Here is a 13,991-nt window from a genome sequence, read left to right on the forward strand (position 1 = left end):
GGTCAAATTATCCTTGCGGATTCCGTGTCAACTACATTTCGTCGGACCGGCCTGACAGGATGGCCCCATGACTGACACCGCGCGCACTGACGGGGCCGCCTCGAACGCCCTGCTGAAGTTCGGTCGCTTCTTCACCAAGTGGGACGAGAGCGACGACGGCCGCGCGGTCTTCCGTGAGGGAGGCCGCAAGGGCGACGTCTTCTACCGTGACCGGTGGAGCCATGACAAGGTGGTCCGCTCCACCCACGGCGTGAACTGCACCGGTTCGTGCTCGTGGAAGGTCTACGTCAAGGACGGCATCATCACCTGGGAGTCGCAGCAGACGGACTACCCGACCACCGGAGCCGACCGTCCCGAGTACGAGCCCCGCGGCTGCCCCCGCGGCGCCGCCTTCAGCTGGTACACCTACTCGCCCACCCGGGTGCGCTACCCCTATGCGCGGGCCGCCCTGGTGGAGATGTACCGCGAGGCGCGCTCCCGGCTGGGTGACCCGGTCGAGGCCTTCCGCGAGGTGTCCACCGATCCCGAGAAGCGCGCCCGCTACCAGAAGGCCCGCGGCAAGGGCGGCCTGGTGCGGATCAGCTGGGAGGAGGCGCTGGAGATCAGCGCCGCCAGCTATGTCAACACCATCAAGAACTACGGCCCGGACCGGATCGTCTCCTTCAGCCCGATCCCGGCCATGAGCCAGGTCAGCCATGCCATCGGCACCCGTTTCACCCACCTGCTGGGTGGCGCCATGACCTCCTTCTACGACTGGTACGCCGACCTGCCGGTGGCCAGCCCGCAGGTCTTCGGCGACCAGACCGACGTGCCCGAGTCCGGTGACTGGTGGGACGCCACCTACCTGATGATGTGGGGCTCCAACGTCCCGGTCACCCGTACCCCCGACGCCCACTGGATGGCCGAGGTGCGCTACCGCGGCACCAAGGTGGTCACCGTGGCCCCGGACTATGCCGACAACGTCAAGTTCGCAGACGAGTGGCTGCCCGCCCAGGCCGGCACCGATGCCGCGCTGGCGATGGCCATGGGCCACGTCATCCTCAAGGAGAACTACGTCGATCGCCAGGTGCCCTTCTTCACCGACTACGTGAAGCAGTACACCGACCTCACCATGCTGGTGCGCGTCGAGGACCACCCGAACGGCGAGGGCCTGACCGCCTCCAAGTTCCTGCTGGCCAGCGACCTGCCCGCCGAGCGCGAGCGTGCCGATGCCAACTTCAAGACCGTCGTCTGGGACAAGGCCGCCGGCCGGCCTGCCGTGCCCAACGGCTCGATGGGCTTCCGCCACAACGAGAGCGACGAGGGCAGCTGGAACCTGGAGCTCGGTGACATCGAGCCCGCGCTGTCCATGATGGAGGTGGAGGGCCACCAGAGCGTCGAGCTGGCCCTGCCCTGCTTCGAGGACCCGCGCGGCACCGGCTCGGTGATTTACCGCGGCGTGCCCGTCGTCGAGATCGACGGCCAGCGCTACACCACCGTGCTCGACCTGATGCTGGCGCAGTACGGCGTGGGCCGTGACGGCCTGCCCGGACGTTGGGCCGCCGGCTATGACGATGTCGAGAGCCCCTACACCCCGGCCTGGCAGGCGGAGATCACCTCGGTCCCGGCCGATGCCTGCATCCGCATCGCCCGCGAGTTCGCCAAGAACTCGGAGGACAGCGAGGGCCGCACGATGATCATCATCGGCGCCGGCATCTGCCACTGGTACCACGCCGACGTCACCTATCGCGCGATCATGGCCCTGCTCATGCTGACCGGCTGCATCGGCCGCAACGGCGGCGGCTGGGCGCACTACGTCGGCCAGGAGAAGTGCCGCCCGATGACGGGCTGGTTCAACATGGCCAATGCCCTGGACTGGAGCCGCCCGCCGCGCACCATGATCGGCACCGGCTACTGGTACATGCACACCGACCAGTGGCGCACCGACGGCTTCAGCGCGGACGCGATCACCTCGCCGCTGAGCACCGGCAGCCTCGACGGCCTGCACGCCGCCGATGCGATGGCCACTGCTGCTCGGCTGGGCTGGATGCCGATGTACCCGCAGTTCGACCGCAATCCGCTCGACCTGGCCGACGAGGCCAGTGCCGCGGTGGAGCGGGGCGAGGCGCCCGACGTGCAGACCTGGATCGCCACGGAGCTGAAGGAGGGCCGCCTGAAGTCCGCGATCGAGGACATCGACGCCCCGCAGAACTGGCCCCGCAACCTGATCCTGTGGCGCTCCAACCTGTTCGGCAGCTCGGCCAAGGGCGAGGAGTACTTCCTCAAGCACCTGCTGGGCACCCACAACAACGTGATGGAGAACGGCCATGGCGATGCCGTGGAGAACCGGCCGCGCAGCATCGCCTGGCGCGACGAGGCCCCCGAGGGCAAGCTCGACCTGCTGATCACCAGCGACTTCCGCATGACCAGCTCCACCCTGCTCTCGGACATCGTCTTCCCGGCCGCCACCTGGTACGAGAAGTACGACATCTCATCCACCGACATGCACCCCTATGTCCACGCCTTCACCCCGGCCATTGACCCGCCGTGGGAGGCCCGCAGCGACTTCGAGACCTTCAAGGCGCTGGCGCAGGCCATCAGCCGGCTGGCGGCCAAGCACCTGGGCGTGCGCAAGGACATCGTCGCGGTGCCCATGCAGCACGACACCCCCGGTGAGCTGGCGCAGCCCGGCGGCCACGTGCCGGACTGGAAGGGCACCGACGTGCCGGCCGTGCCGGGCAAGAACATGCCGGCGCTGATGGTGGTGGAGCGCGACTACACCGCGATCGCCGACAAGCTGCTCTCCGTGGGTCCGCTGGCCGACCGGCTGGGCTTCACCACGAAGAACATCACCTACGACGTGAAGCACGCCGTGGACCGGCTGGCCAAGCTGCACGGCGTCTTCGACTCGGGGGCGGCGGCCGGACGTCCGGCCATCGACACCGACCAGCGGATGGCCGAGGCGATCCTGACCTTCTCGGGCACCACCAACGGTGAGCTGGCCACGCAGGGCTTCCGCACCCTGGAGAAGCGCACCGGCGTGAAACTGGCCGACTTCTCCGAGGGCCAGGAGGAGAAGATCATCACCTTCGCCCAGACCCAGCAGGCCCCGCAGCCGGTGATCACCTCGCCGGAGTGGTCCGGCTCGGAGACCGGTGGACGGCGCTATGCGGCCTTCACCATCAACACCGAGCGGCTGAAGCCCTGGCACACCCTGAGCGGCCGGATGCACTTCTTCCTGGACCACGACTGGATGATCGACGCCGGCGAGCAGCTGCCCATCTACCGCCCGCCGCTCGACATGCGTCGCGCCTACGGCGAGCCGGAGATCGGCGAGCGGGGGGAGAAGGCCATCACGCTGCGCTACCTGACGGTGCACAACAAGTGGTCGATCCACTCCGAGTACCAGGACAACCTGTTCATGCTCTCGCTGGGCCGTGGCGGCCCACAGGCCTGGCTGAGCGTGGAGGACGCGCAGGCGATCGACGTCGCCGACAACGAATGGGTGGAGTGCACCAATGCGAACGGCGTCTTCGTCGCCCGCGCCGTGGTGAGCCACAAGCTGCCCGCCGGCATCGCCTACGTGCAGCACGCCCAGGAGCGCACTATCGACGTGCCCAAGTCGGAGGCCACCGGACGCCGAGGCGGCATCCACAACTCCGTCACCCGGATCCTGCTCAAGCCCACGCACCTGATCGGCGGCTACGCCCACCAGGCCTATGCGTTCAACTACATCGGACCCACCGGCGTGAACCGAGACATCATCTCGACCATCCGCAAGCGGTCCCAGGAGGTTCAGTACTGATGCGAGTCATGGCACAGGTTGCGATGGTCATGAACCTGGACAAGTGCATCGGCTGCCACACCTGTTCGGTCACCTGCAAGCAGGCATGGACCAACCGGGCCGGCACCGAGTACGTCTGGTTCAACAACGTGGAGACCCGGCCCGGCCAGGGCTACCCGCGTCGCTACGAGGACCAGGACAAGTGGCAGGGCGGCTGGGTGCGCACACCCACCGGCGGCCTCAAGCTGCGCTCCGGCGGACGGTTCAAGAAGCTGCTCAGCATCTTCGCCTCCCCGGTGCAGCCGGGTCTGGAGGACTACTACGAGCCGTGGACCTACGACTACGAGACCCTCACCAATGCCCCGCTGGGTGACGACTTCCCGGTGGCCCGGCCCAAGAGCCTGATCACCGGCAAGGACACGAAGATCACCTACTCGGCCAACTGGGACGACTCGCTGGGCGGCACCTATGCCGCCGGCTTCGACGACCCGATGATCGCCAAGATGCGCCAGGAGGCGCAGGACAAGATCAAGTTCGAGTACGAGAAGAGCTTCATGTTCTTCCTGCCCCGGATCTGCGAGCACTGCCTGAACCCCTCCTGCATGGCCTCCTGCCCCTCGGGCGCCATCTACAAGCGCAGCGAGGACGGCATCGTGCTGGTGGACCAGGACCGCTGCCGCGGCTGGCGCCAGTGCATCACCGGCTGCCCCTACAAGAAGATCTACTTCAACCACCGCTCGGGCAAGGCGGAGAAGTGCACCTTCTGCTACCCGCGCCTCGAGGCGGGCATCCCGACGGTCTGCTCCGAGACCTGCGTGGGCCGGCTGCGCTACATCGGCATCATCCTGTACGACGCGGATGCCGTGACCAGGGCCGCCAGCGTGAAGGACGACCAGGACCTGTACCAGGCCCAGCTCGACGTCATGCTGGACCCGCAGGACCCCACCGTCCTGCAGGCCGCCCGTGACGCCGGCATCCCCTCGGACTGGATCACCGCGGCCCAGAAGTCGCCGGTCTACGCGCTGATCAAGCACTTCAAGGTGGCCCTGCCGCTGCACCCGGAGTACCGCACCATGCCGATGGTCTGGTACATCCCGCCGCTGTCCCCGGTGGTCGACCTGCTGCGCGAGCAGGGCCACGACGCGGAGGCCCCCGGCAACCTGTTCGGTGCCATCGACGCGCTGCGCATCCCGGTGGACTACCTCGCCGAGCTGTTCACCGCGGGTGACACCCAGGTGGTCACCGAGGTGCTGCAGAAGCTGGCGGCGATGCGCTCCTACATGCGCGGCGTGACCATCAACAAGACCCGCGACGCCGAACTGGCCGCCGCGGTGGGCATGACGCCGGAGGCCATGGAGCAGATGTACCGGCTGCTGGCCATCGCCAAGTACGACGAGCGCTACGTGATCCCGAAGGCCCACATCGAGCAGGCGCACAACCTGGAGGAGATGGGCTGCTCGCTGGACTTCGACGGCGGCCCCGGCATGAACGAGGAGGGTCCCTTCGGCTCCTCCTCGCGCGGCCCGGTCCCGGTGGCCATCGAGACCTACCAGTCGATCAAGGCCCGCCAGGCCGCCGCCGATGCCGACACCCAGCCTCCGCCGCTGATGCCCTCGGCCGACGGCATGCCGGGGGTCGACAACTCGCCGGTGACCAGGAAATGAGCGAACAGGTGGGCCTCGACGAGGTCCAGGTCTGCTACCAGGCCGCCTCGCTGCTGCTCAGCTATCCCGACGAGCAGCTGCTGGAGCGGTTGCCGGTGCTGCGCGAGGCGCTGGCCGGCACCCGCTGGGCGGGGCACTTCGCGCCCACCCTGGCGCACCTGGAGGACCGCTCGCTGGCCGAGGCGCAGTCCTTCCACGTGCAGGAGTTCGACATCTCGCGTCGTCACGCCCTGCACCTGTCCTACTGGACCGACGGTGACACCCGTCGCAGGGGAGAGGTGCTGGCCGGCATCAAGCAGGTCTACCGGGACTCCGGTCTGCTGGTGCGCCTGGACGGCGAGCTGCCCGACCACCTGCCGTTGGTGCTGGAGTTCGCGGCGCTCGGCGACCCGCAGCGCGGGCACGAGCTGCTGGTGCGCTACCGTCCCAGCCTCGAGCTGCTGCGGATGCAGCTGGAGACCGACGAGCTGCCGCAGGCCGGGATCCTGCAGGCCATCTGCGCCACCCTGCCCGGCGCCTCGCCCAGCTCGCGGGCCGAGGTGCAGCAGATGGTGGATGCCGCCATACCCGTCGAGACGGTGGGCCTGGACGGCTACGGCGGAGCCGGCTTCGACCGGCTCGGCATGGGCGGCGATCCCGCCACCGGCCCCCAGTTCGTGGAACTCGAGCCCGCAGGCACACCCCTGCGCTCCTGGAAGGACCAGTGATGGACACCTGCCTCCAGCAGGGGGGACGACCCCTCTGTGACCCCCCGCGCCGCTCGCGCGCATCGGTGCTCGCAGGCTCGCACCTGCGCTCGTGGAAGGACCAGTGATGGACACGTTCCTGTGGGGCATGCTGCCCTATGCCTGCATCACCCTGCTGATCGTGGGCACGATCTACCGCTACCGCAACGACCAGTTCGGCTGGACCACGCGCAGCTCCCAGCTCTATGAGAGCAAGATCCTCAAGATCGCCTCGCCCCTGTTCCACTTCGGCATCCTGATGGTGCTCGTCGGCCACTTCATGGGCCTGGTGATCCCCAAGAGCTGGACCGACGCGGTGGGCATCAGCCAGCACCACTACCACCTGTTCGCCCTGGGTGGCGGCCTGGTGGCGGCCGCGGCCACCATCATCGGCCTGGTCATGCTGATCTACCGTCGTCGCACCACCGGTGAGGTCTTCCATGCCACCACCGGCAATGACAAGGTGATGTACCTCTTCCTGGCGGCCGCCATCATCCTCGGCACGCTGGCCACCCTGTTCGGCGGCCATGCCCCCGACGGCTCGGAGCACAACTACCGCGAGACCGTGAGCCCCTGGTTCCGCTCGCTGTTCACCTTCCAGCCCGACGTGGAGGCGATGACCCACGCCACGCTGCCCTTCCAGCTGCACGTGGTGGTGGCGCTGCTGCTCTTCGCCATCTGGCCCTTCACCCGCCTGGTGCACGCCTTCACCGCGCCGCTGCACTACCTCTTCCGTCCCTACATCGTCTACCGAAGCCGTGACGGCCAGCCCACCCCCTCCTCGCAGGGCAGCGGCCAGCGTCGTGGCTGGGACCCCATCGGTACCCCTGACAGAAAGATTCGTCGATGAGCACACCTTCCCCGGCACCCGCCGCCACCTCGGAGCTGCGCGGCCAGCTCGGCCAGGTCATCCTGGCCACGCTGGCCTCCGCCACCGGCTTCTGGGCGTGGATGTCGATCGCCCCGATGCAGAAGACCTATGCCAGTTCCATGGGGCTGAGCGAGAGCCAGATCGCCATGATGCTGGCCACCCCGGTGATCGTCGGCTCGCTGGGCCGCATCCTGGTGGGGGCCCTGACCGACCGCCTGGGAGGCCGCAAGATGTTCGCGGCCATCCTGCTGCTGGCGGCCCCGGCCGTCGTGCTGGTCTCCATCGCGGGGCAGACCAAGAACTACCCGCTGCTGATCGCCTCCGGCTTCTACCTGGGCGTGGCCGGCACCATCTTCGCCGTCGGCATCCCCTTCTCCAGCGCCTGGTATGCCGCCAAGCAGCGTGGCTTCGCCAACGGCGTCTTCGGCATGGGCATGATCGGCACCGCCGTGGCCGCCTTCGTCACCCCGCGCCTGGTCAAGGCCGTGGGCTACTCCACCGCGCACTACATCATCGCCGGCGTGCTGGTGGCGATGGCCGCCCTGGTCTGGTTCTGCATGAAGGAGTCGCCCGCCTGGGCACCCCAGCACCAGCCTCTGGTGCCCCGTATCGCCGCGGCGTTGAAGCTGGCCGTCACCTGGGAGATGTGCTTCCTGTACGCCATCGTCTTCGGTGGCTTCGTGGCCTTCAGCACCTTCCTGCCCAAGTACCTGACCACCGTCTACCCGCACCTCGACGCGGTGGCGGCGGCCAACCGGATGGGTTCCTTCGTGATCGCCGCCGTGGTGGCCCGTCCCTTCGGCGGCATGCTGGCCGACCGGATCGGCCCCAAGGTCGTCTCCCTGGCCGCGCTGGCCGGCGTGGCGATCACCGCCTTCGTCGCCTCCACCCAGCCCGAGGAGGGCGCCGCCTCCGGCATCACCTTCCTGGTGATGGCCGCCTGCCTGGGCCTGGGCCAGGGCTCGATCTTCGGCTGGGTGCCGCGGATCGCCCCCAAGGACAAGGTGGGTGCCGTCTCCGGCACCGTCGCGGCGGCCGGTGGCCTCGGCGGCTACTTCCCGCCGCTGGTGATGGCCGCCACCTACGATGCCGCCACGCACTCCTACGCCAAGGGCCTGTGGGCCCTGGTGGGCACCGCGGTGCTCGGCCTGCTGCTCACCCTCATGCTGAAGGAGAAGCGCGAGGACTGAGCTGTAGTCTGGCGGGCATGCGTGTCCTGGTCATCTCCGACACCCACGCCCCGCGCCACTGGAAGACACTGCCACCAGGTCTGCTGGAACCACTCGGTTCCGCAGACCTGGTGCTGCATGCGGGCGATGTCTGCACCCCCGAGGTGCTCGACGCGCTCGCCTGGCACGCCCCGGTACGGGTGGTGATGGGCAACAATGACGGACCCGCGATCGCCGCCTGGGGCGCCACCGAGACCCTGGAACTGGAGCTGGAGGGCGTCCGGGTGGCGATGATCCACGACGCCGGTGCCAAGCAGGGACGCGACCGGCGGATGCGTCGACGCTTCCCCCAGGCCGACCTGGTGGTCTTCGGCCACTCGCACATCCCGCTCGACGAGCCCGACGGGGCGGTCCACCTGTTCAACCCGGGCTCGCCCACCGACAAGCGACGCCAGCCGCACTTCACCTACGGGCTGCTGGAGCTGGCCGACGGCCGGCTGACCCGCCACCAGGTGGTCGTCCTGCCGCGTTGAGGCAGGGGCAGGACCCGGTCAGGGCCCTCAGGGGCGCGTCCTCAGTGGCGCTCGGCGCCCAGCAGCTCGCGCTCCAGGTCCGGCAGCAGTCCGGTGAGCACCGCCCCGACGTCCTTGGCCCCGCCACGTGAACTGGGGGCGTTCAGCACGAAGCAGCGGTGGCCTGCCTGCTCGACCACCCCGGCCAGGCCACGGGAGAGCAGGGCTGCGGGCGCCTTCTCGGCACCGAGGCGTCGGACCTGCTCCATCACCCCGGGCACCTCGCTGAAGTCCTCGCCGAGTGACCTGACCAGCTGGGGGAGCCGGTCGCCGGGACGCATCCCGGAGCCGCCGCAGGTCAGCACCAGGTCGTGCTCGGCCACGGCGCGCTGCAGGGCGGTCTGGGCATCCTCGGGGGCCACGACGCTGCGCTGCACCGCCAGCCCGGCAGCCTCCAGCGCGTCGGCGAGCAGGGGAGCCGCCCGGTCCTCGGACGGATCGGCCAGGGCGGCGGCGGAGACGGTCAGGACCAGGGTGCGCAGTGCCATGCGGCCTATCCTCCGGCGAAGGGCGGCAGCACGTCCAGCGTCGCGGCGTTCTCGGGCCACGGCTCGTCGCCGCCCACCCGGGCGCCGTCGGCCAGGAAGGTGCAGCGGGGCAGCACCTCGGCAGCCCCCGGGCAGACGGTGGCGAGCACGGCCGCCACCGTGCCCTGCGGCTGGTGGTCCACCTCGCTGCGGTCCGTGCCGGCGGCGGCAGCCGCCCCGGCGAACCATCGCACCTGGGTCATGGTCATCCTCCGATCGCGTTCATGGGTCGTTCCGGCTGGGTGAAGCCGCCCTCGAAGCCCGCAGGGCCGAAGCCTCCCGCGTCGCTGCCGTGGGCGCGGGGCTTGGCCCACATGGCGTCCAGCCAGAGCTGCGCGAGCTGCTCGTCGTCGGCGCCCTCGCGCATCGGGGTGCGCAGGTCGGTCTCGCCCTGGCTGAACAGGCAGGAGCGCAGCTGGCCGTCGGCGCTGATCCGGGTCCGGTCACAGGCGCCGCAGAAGGGTTCGGTGACCGAGGCGATGATGCCGACGGTGGTGAGGCGCTGCTCGCCGTCCATCACCTCCCAGCGCTGGGCGGGGGAGGCGCCGCGGTCGGCGCGCGGCACCAGCCGGTAGCGCTGCTCGATCTGGGCGCGGATGTCGGCGGCGGTGATCAGGTTCTCCGCGGCCCAGTCGCGGGTGGCACCGATCGGCATCTGCTCGATGAAGCGCAGCTCGGTGCCCAGGGCGGCGCACATCTCCACCAGGTCGACCACCTCGTGGTCGTTGAGGCCCTTGAGCAGCACGGTGTTCACCTTGATCGGGCCGAGTCCCGCCGCGGCGGCGGCGCGGATGCCGTCCAGCACCCGCTCGTGGCCCTCGCGACGGGTCATGGTGCGGTAGGTCTCGGCATGGGCGGTGTCCAGCGAGATGTTGACCCGCTGGATCCCGGCCTCGGCCAGGGCCGGGGCGCGCTCGGCCAGGCCGATGCCATTGGTGGTCAGTGCGAGCTCCACCTGCGGGTGGGGCCCTGCGATCGCGGCCACCACCTGCTCCAGATCGGGCCGGGTGAGAGGCTCGCCGCCGGTCAGCCGGATCTTGGTGATGCCCAGCCGGCTGATTCCGATGTGGGCCAGCCGGGCCAGCTCGTCGGCGGCCAGGATGGTGCTGCGGGGCAACCAGTGCACGTCGGTGGCGGGCAGGCAGTAGCTGCAGCGCAGGTTGCACACGTCGGTCACGCTGAGGCGCAGGTCGGTGGCGACGCGGCCGAAGCGATCGACGAGTGCAGGCATGGGGTCGAGTGTACGCGGACAGGGCCGTGTCATTGCACACCCTCAGGGGAGCGGCAACCATCCCAGTTCCTCGCCGGCCGCCACGGACTCCCGCTCGGCGGGCACCACGAGGAAACCGTCCAGGCCCGCCAGACGCGTCACCTGGTGCGACTGGCGTGCGGCGGCGGGCACGCCCCGGCCCTCGCGCAGCACGGCCCCGACGAAGCGGGTGCGCCCCGGTTTGCCGCCCAGCTCCTGGCCGAGCTGCACGCGGTGCTGCTGCCCACCTCGCCCGGCGGCGGCGTCCAGCCAGGGCCGCACGAAGGCCAGGAAGGAGACCGCGCAGGCCACCGGGTTGCCCGGCAGGCAGAAGACCGGCACACCGTCCAGCACGCCCAGTCCCTGCGGCTTGCCCGGCTGCATGGCCACGTGCCCGAAGCCGATCCCGCGGCCGCCGAGCGCCTGGCGCACCACCTCGAAGGCCCCGGCGCTGGCGCCGCCGCTGAAGACCAGGATGTCGGTGCCGTGCAGTAGTCGCGGCAATTCGGCGGTGAGCGCCTCCGCGTCGTCGTGCTGCAGGCTCACCCGGTCCACCTGGTGGCCCAGGCTGCGGGCCAGGGCGGCCATCAGGAAGGAGTTGGAGTCGTGCAGCTGGCCGGCGGCCAGCGGCTGGCCGGGGGAGCGCAGCTCGGCGCCGGTGGAGACCACCCGCACCCGGGGCGCGGGGCGCACCGAGACCTCGGCATGGCCGGTGGCGGCCAGGGCGGAGATCGCGGTGGCGTCGAGCACGCTCCCTGCGGCCACCACCACGCTCCCGGCCGCCACGTCGGAGCCGGCGGCACGGATCGCGTCGCCCAGGGGCGGGACCCGGTGGATGCGGACCTGGTGCGGCAGCGGCACCGGGCCGCGCGGGATGTCGGTGTACTCCACCGCCACCACGGTGTCCGCGCCGGTGGGCACGGGTGCGCCGGTCATGATCCGCGCCGCACTGCCGGGGCCGGGGCCTTCGCCGGGCCGGGCGCCGGCGGGGACGTCCAACGTCACCGGCAGCGTGCCGCCCTGCACCAGGTCGGCATGGCGCACGGCGAAGCCGTCCATCGCCGAGGCGCGGGTGCCGGGCAGGTCCGCCGGTGCGGTCGCACCGACGGCCAGCACCAGGCCGAGCGCCTCGTCCAGGGCGCGCCGCACCACCGCGGGAGGAGGCACCATGCAGAGCACCGCCTCACGGTGCTGCTCGACGGTGCGCTGCCAGGCGAGGTGCTCCATGACCCCGATCCTTCCAGACCGGCGCTAGCCTGTGCCCCATGACCCAGCTGATCCTGGACCAACCGCTCGACCTGGCAGCGGCCCGTGAGGCCGTGCTCGACGACGCCCGCGGCGCCTGCGTGCTCTTCGAAGGGGTGGTGCGCGACCACGACGGCGGCCGCGGCGTCACCCGGCTGGAGTACAGCGCCCACCCGGATGCCGGCACGGTGATGGCCGAGGTGCTGGCCGAGGTGGAGGCTGACTTCGGCGTGCGTGCCGTGGCCACCCACCGCGTGGGTCGGCTGGAGGTGGGCGACGTCGCCCTGGTGGCGGCCTGCGCCTCCGGGCACCGGGCCGAGGCCTTCGCCGCCTGCGGCGCGTTGGTGGACCGGATCAAGCAGCGGGTGCCGGTGTGGAAGTTCCAGGTCTTCACCGATGGCAGTGACGAGTGGGTGGGTCTCGGTGAGCACTGAGCAGCCCGAACGACGACCCGACCCTGCCGATGAGACCTGGGGCCGGCAACGGCGGATCCTGGGAGCGGACGGCCAAGCCCGCCTGGCCGGTGCCTCCGCGCTGGTGGTGGGCTGCGGCGGCCTGGGGGCCGGGGCCATCCCCGCCCTGGTGGCCTCCGGGGTGGGTCGCATCACGTTGATGGACGACGACGTGCTGGCCCCCTCGAACCTGAACCGTCAGACCCTGTTCACCGCCGAGGACCTCGGCGCCTCGAAGGTGGAGCGGGCAGCGCAGCGGATGCGCGCCCTGGCCCCGCAGAGCACCATCACCGCCCTGTCGCAGCGCCTCACCCCGCAGGACGTCGAGCTGGTGGGCCGACACGACGTGGTACTGGACTGCACCGACCGGCTGGCCTCGCGTCGCGCGATCAGTGCCTCCTGCGCGGCGGCCAGGGTGCCCTGGGTCTGGGCGGCGGTGGACGGCTGGACCGCGGTGCTCTCGGTCTTCCTGCCCGGCGGACGGGCCTGGGAGGACGTCGTGGGCACCACCGAGGATGCCGCCAGCCCACCCGACGTGCTGGGCGCCACCCCGGCACTGGCCGGTGCCTGGCAGGCCGCGGAGGCGGTCAAGCTGCTCACCGGCGTGGGGACCGGCCTGGCCGGTCGGCTGGCGGTCGTGGACCTGCTGACGGCGCGGGTGGACCTGCTCGACCTGGCCTGAGCGCCGCTCGCTGCCAGACCAGCAGCTGCCGGGAATGACGATCGCCGCCGCCCCACAGGGACGACGGCGTTCGTTCGACGGGGGCCGGCTCAGGCGGCGTCGCGCAACTGGGCCAGGGCGGTGCGCTCGATCTGGCGCACCCGCTCGGCCGTGATGCCCCAGACGGCGCCGATGTCGGCCAGCTTGGCCTGGCGACCGTCGGACAGGCCGTAGCGGCGGCGCACCACGTCGGCGGATCGCTCGTCGAGCCCAGCGAGCATGTCCTCCAGCACCTGGCGCTCCTCGGCGTCGAGCACCATCTCGTCGGGGCCGGGGGCGGTCTCCTTGGCGATCAGGTCGCCCAGCGAGGTGTCACCCGACTCCTCGACCGGCGCATCGAGGCTGACGTGCTCGCGGCTGAAGCGGATCAGCTCCACCACGCGCTCCTCCTCGAGGCCCAGCTCCTGCGCGATCTCGGCCACCTCGGGGTCGCGGCCCAACTGGCGCTCCAGGTTGCGGCGCACCGCATTGACCTGGTTCACCTGCTCGGCGACGTGCACCGGCAGGCGCACGATCCGGCCCTGCTGGGCGATGCCGCGGCTGATCGCCTGGCGCACCCACCAGGTGGCATAGGTGGAGAACTTGAAGCCCTTGGTGTAGTCGAACTTCTCCACCGCGCGGATCAGGCCGGTGTTGCCCTCCTGCACCAGGTCGAGCAGCGGCATCTGCGCCCGGCCGTACTTGCGCGCCACGGAGACCACCAGCCGCAGGTTGGCCTGCACGAAGCGCTGCATGGCGGCCTCGCCCTCGGCCACGATGTGCTCGAGCTCCTCGGTGCTGACCTTCTTGCGGGTCTTCACCTCGCCGTCCAGCAGCGCCTGCGCGTACAACCCCACCTCGATGGTGCGAGCCAGGTGCACCTCGTCCTCGGCGCTCAGCAGCGGGGTGCGCGCGATGGCCTCGAGGTACAGACCGACGGAGTCCTTGCCGTCGATGCCCTCGGTGCTTCGCATGCGTGTACTTGAATCCATCGGACTCCCTTTCGCCGTGTTCACCCGTGACAACGCACGAAGTTCCCGATTCGATCCACGAC

13 protein-coding genes are annotated in these 13,991 nt (G+C 70.4%); 8 read left to right on the forward strand and 5 right to left on the reverse strand.

Annotation, left to right across the window (positions count from 1 at the left end; all coding sequences use genetic code 11):
- The first annotated feature begins 67 nt into the window (after positions 1–67).
- The 6 genes from ABD073_RS12255 (at position 68) to ABD073_RS12280 (ending at position 8,725) form a co-directional block, all read left to right on the forward strand.
- Positions 68–3,784, forward strand: a complete 3,717-nt coding sequence (locus ABD073_RS12255) for a nitrate reductase subunit alpha (RefSeq protein ID WP_343875010.1) — start codon at positions 68–70, stop codon at positions 3,782–3,784.
- Positions 3,784–5,427, forward strand: a complete 1,644-nt coding sequence (gene narH / locus ABD073_RS12260) for a nitrate reductase subunit beta (RefSeq protein ID WP_343875012.1) — start codon at positions 3,784–3,786, stop codon at positions 5,425–5,427. Before ABD073_RS12255 ends, narH begins: the two co-directional genes overlap by 1 nt.
- Entirely contained in the window at positions 5,424–6,134 is a 711-nt protein-coding gene (gene narJ / locus ABD073_RS12265; protein ID WP_343875015.1) for a nitrate reductase molybdenum cofactor assembly chaperone, read from the forward strand. The genes narH and narJ overlap by 4 nt, the downstream gene beginning before the upstream one ends.
- 106 nt (positions 6,135–6,240) lie before the next feature.
- Positions 6,241–7,002, forward strand: coding sequence for a respiratory nitrate reductase subunit gamma (gene narI / locus ABD073_RS12270; RefSeq protein ID WP_343875016.1), 762 nt, complete (start codon positions 6,241–6,243; stop codon positions 7,000–7,002).
- Entirely contained in the window at positions 6,999–8,213 is a 1,215-nt protein-coding gene (locus ABD073_RS12275) for a nitrate/nitrite transporter (protein WP_343875019.1), read from the forward strand. Before narI ends, ABD073_RS12275 begins: the two co-directional genes overlap by 4 nt.
- 17 nt (positions 8,214–8,230) lie before the next feature.
- Positions 8,231–8,725: a metallophosphoesterase family protein gene (locus tag ABD073_RS12280; RefSeq protein WP_343875021.1), complete on the forward strand. Its 495-nt coding sequence runs from the start codon at positions 8,231–8,233 to the stop codon at positions 8,723–8,725.
- Positions 8,726–8,766: 41 nt separating this feature from the next.
- Here ABD073_RS12280 and ABD073_RS12285 read toward each other — a convergent pair whose 3' ends face one another.
- From ABD073_RS12285 to ABD073_RS12300, 4 genes are read right to left on the reverse strand one after another with little or no spacing between them, the layout of a single operon-like run.
- Complete coding sequence (locus tag ABD073_RS12285; protein ID WP_343875023.1) at positions 8,767–9,252, reverse strand: molybdopterin-binding protein; 486 nt, start codon at positions 9,250–9,252, stop codon at positions 8,767–8,769.
- Between the two features lie 5 nt (positions 9,253–9,257).
- Complete coding sequence (locus tag ABD073_RS12290; protein ID WP_343875025.1) at positions 9,258–9,494, reverse strand: MoaD/ThiS family protein; 237 nt, start codon at positions 9,492–9,494, stop codon at positions 9,258–9,260.
- A 2-nt stretch (positions 9,495–9,496) separates the two neighbouring features.
- On the reverse strand, positions 9,497–10,522 hold the full coding sequence (moaA, locus tag ABD073_RS12295; RefSeq protein ID WP_343875026.1) for a GTP 3',8-cyclase MoaA: 1,026 nt from the start codon (positions 10,520–10,522) through the stop codon (positions 9,497–9,499).
- A 42-nt stretch (positions 10,523–10,564) separates the two neighbouring features.
- Positions 10,565–11,767 (reverse strand): molybdopterin molybdotransferase MoeA, encoded by a 1,203-nt coding sequence (locus ABD073_RS12300; protein ID WP_343875027.1) that lies wholly within the window; start codon positions 11,765–11,767, stop codon positions 10,565–10,567.
- A gap of 38 nt (positions 11,768–11,805) precedes the next feature.
- Between ABD073_RS12300 and ABD073_RS12305 the strand changes: the two genes are divergently transcribed.
- Entirely contained in the window at positions 11,806–12,219 is a 414-nt protein-coding gene (locus ABD073_RS12305; RefSeq protein ID WP_343875029.1) for a molybdenum cofactor biosynthesis protein MoaE, read from the forward strand.
- Positions 12,209–12,919 carry a HesA/MoeB/ThiF family protein gene (locus ABD073_RS12310; protein ID WP_343875030.1) on the forward strand — a complete coding sequence of 237 codons (711 nt, stop codon included), beginning with the start codon at positions 12,209–12,211 and terminating at the stop codon, positions 12,917–12,919. Before ABD073_RS12305 ends, ABD073_RS12310 begins: the two co-directional genes overlap by 11 nt.
- A gap of 89 nt (positions 12,920–13,008) precedes the next feature.
- Here ABD073_RS12310 and ABD073_RS12315 read toward each other — a convergent pair whose 3' ends face one another.
- On the reverse strand, positions 13,009–13,929 hold the full coding sequence (locus ABD073_RS12315) for a sigma-70 family RNA polymerase sigma factor (protein ID WP_343875031.1): 921 nt from the start codon (positions 13,927–13,929) through the stop codon (positions 13,009–13,011).
- Positions 13,930–13,991: the final 62 nt, after the last annotated feature.

Origin of the sequence: Luteococcus peritonei (assembly GCF_039526385.1) — a bacterium.
GTDB classification, from domain to species: domain Bacteria; phylum Actinomycetota; class Actinomycetes; order Propionibacteriales; family Propionibacteriaceae; genus Luteococcus; species Luteococcus peritonei.

Coding starts and splice junctions, on each gene's coding strand:
- narJ (WP_343875015.1), top strand. CDS start 5,424: ATGAGCGAACAGGTGGGCCTCGACGAGGTCCAGGTCTGCTACCAGGCC.
- ABD073_RS12300 (WP_343875027.1), bottom strand. CDS start 11,767: ATGGAGCACCTCGCCTGGCAGCGCACCGTCGAGCAGCACCGTGAGGCG.
- ABD073_RS12255 (WP_343875010.1), top strand. CDS start 68: ATGACTGACACCGCGCGCACTGACGGGGCCGCCTCGAACGCCCTGCTG.
- ABD073_RS12275 (WP_343875019.1), top strand. CDS start 6,999: ATGAGCACACCTTCCCCGGCACCCGCCGCCACCTCGGAGCTGCGCGGC.
- ABD073_RS12280 (WP_343875021.1), top strand. CDS start 8,231: ATGCGTGTCCTGGTCATCTCCGACACCCACGCCCCGCGCCACTGGAAG.
- narI (WP_343875016.1), top strand. CDS start 6,241: ATGGACACGTTCCTGTGGGGCATGCTGCCCTATGCCTGCATCACCCTG.
- ABD073_RS12290 (WP_343875025.1), bottom strand. CDS start 9,494: ATGACCCAGGTGCGATGGTTCGCCGGGGCGGCTGCCGCCGCCGGCACG.
- moaA (WP_343875026.1), bottom strand. CDS start 10,522: ATGCCTGCACTCGTCGATCGCTTCGGCCGCGTCGCCACCGACCTGCGC.
- ABD073_RS12315 (WP_343875031.1), bottom strand. CDS start 13,929: ATGGATTCAAGTACACGCATGCGAAGCACCGAGGGCATCGACGGCAAG.
- ABD073_RS12305 (WP_343875029.1), top strand. CDS start 11,806: ATGACCCAGCTGATCCTGGACCAACCGCTCGACCTGGCAGCGGCCCGT.
- ABD073_RS12285 (WP_343875023.1), bottom strand. CDS start 9,252: ATGGCACTGCGCACCCTGGTCCTGACCGTCTCCGCCGCCGCCCTGGCC.
- narH (WP_343875012.1), top strand. CDS start 3,784: ATGCGAGTCATGGCACAGGTTGCGATGGTCATGAACCTGGACAAGTGC.